The organism is Plasticicumulans sp., from assembly GCF_035331805.1.
In the GTDB taxonomy this organism is placed as follows: domain Bacteria; phylum Pseudomonadota; class Gammaproteobacteria; order Competibacterales; family Competibacteraceae; genus Plasticicumulans.
This window is the reverse complement of sequence record NZ_DAOLKE010000550.1, coordinates 1-1561: the sequence shown is the minus strand read 5'-3', so window position 1 is coordinate 1561 and position 1561 is coordinate 1. Positions and strand designations below refer to the sequence as shown.

Annotated in this window: 2 protein-coding genes; both read left to right on the top strand. The window is 65.3% G+C overall.

Annotation, left to right across the window (positions count from 1 at the left end; translation table 11 throughout):
• Window positions 1-169: 169 nt before the first annotated feature.
• On the top strand, window positions 170-496 hold the full coding sequence (locus PKE44_RS19295; protein ID WP_324554460.1) for an antibiotic biosynthesis monooxygenase: 327 nt from the start codon (window positions 170-172) through the stop codon (window positions 494-496).
• Between the two features lie 481 nt (window positions 497-977).
• The coding region (locus PKE44_RS19290) for a cation transporter (protein WP_324554458.1) at window positions 978-1561 on the top strand (584 nt) is incomplete at its 3' end.

The window sequence follows — 1561 nt, the reverse complement described above, 5'->3', positions numbered from 1 at the left end:
CGAAGGAACCCCGGCCGTTCTGATAATCGGGCTTCGGATTCGCGCATCTGCTCAATCGTTACAGCATTTTGCGGATTCATGCCGCTCCCGATACCGGGTTTCGTTCCTCAATCCCGCCTGCACGCCGCAAGCCTTTTCTCCCGCCACGTACCTTCTCCCCGGAATTCCCATGTACTCCTCCACCTTCATCTTCGCCAAGCGCCAGTTCGATGACGAATTCCATCGGCTGGATCAGCAGATCGCCGAAGCCGCGCGCACCATGCCGGGTTATCTCGGCGAGGAAGCCTGGGAAAATCCCACGACCGGTCTGGTCTCGAACGTCTACTACTGGGAATCCCTCGAAGCCCTGCAGGCGCTGATCCAGCACCCGACGCATCTGCAGGCCAAGGCCCGGCAGGCGGAGTGGCTGGACGGTTATCAGGTCATCATCTCGCAGGTGCTGCGCACCTATGGCGATGCAAAGCTGAACGGCCGGCTGCCGATCGGCAGCACCTAGGGGGCGTTGGTCATGCAGGGCATGCATACATGCGACCCTGCGAAACCATCTCCAGACAGAAAGGCCGCAACGGCTTGCAGACGAGATTCGCAGTCTCGTGGATGGCATCCCGTCAAAGCCCCCATGATGCTCAGCCTCGATATAACTGCGCTCCACCTCACGTGAATGCGGTTCACCCCGATGAAAACGCGCTTCATGACTCCGGACCGGCACGGCCCGCCCGTCCGATGCGCGTGCATCCGGCTGCCGACGGCCGGAGGAAGGCATGCAGGGCGATGCGCCGGAGACGGACGGGGTGCGCGGAAAGTGCCGGACGGATGATGGAAATCATGCCGGCGGGCGCGGGCGGCGTGCAGGATCGATCGGACAGGCGATGGCTGCGATGCCGGAGGGCTCCGGCGCGGCGGGAGGCCCGCAGCGGGGGGAAACGGTGCAGGCGGGGTCGAAGGATCGGAGTGCGTCTGCCGGACGGGAGGTGAACATGGCCGGTTCGTGCTGTAACGGCGGCTGTGCCGTCGAGGCGCTGCGCATGCGCCAGAAGGGCACGCTGCTGAAGGTGCTGTGGATCAACGCCGTGATGTTCGTGCTCATCGCCGGCGCGGCGGTCTACGGGCGTTCGACGGCGCTGCTGTCCGACAGCCTCGACAATCTCGGCGACACGCTGACCTACGGGCTGAGCCTGTACGTGGTGTCGCAGGACCTGCGCGCCAAGGCGCGCGTCGCGCTGTTCAAGGGCGGGCTGATCCTGTGCGCGGCGCTGGTCGTGATCGGCCAGATCCTCTGGAAACTCGCTTACCCGGCGACGCCGTCGCATGAGGTCATGAGCCTGTTCAGCCTGGCCGGACTGGCGGCGAACGCCGTCTGTCTGTGGCTGCTGTGGCGCCACCGGCACGAGGACATCAACATGAGTTCGGTGTTCGAATGCTCGCGCAACGACATCGCCTCGAACCTGTCGGTGCTGCTGGCCGCCGGCGGCGTCTGGCTGCTGGATGCGGGCTGGCCGGACCTGGTCGTCGCCGGGCTGCTGGCGCTGCTGCTGCTGCGCTCGTCGCTGCACGTCATCCG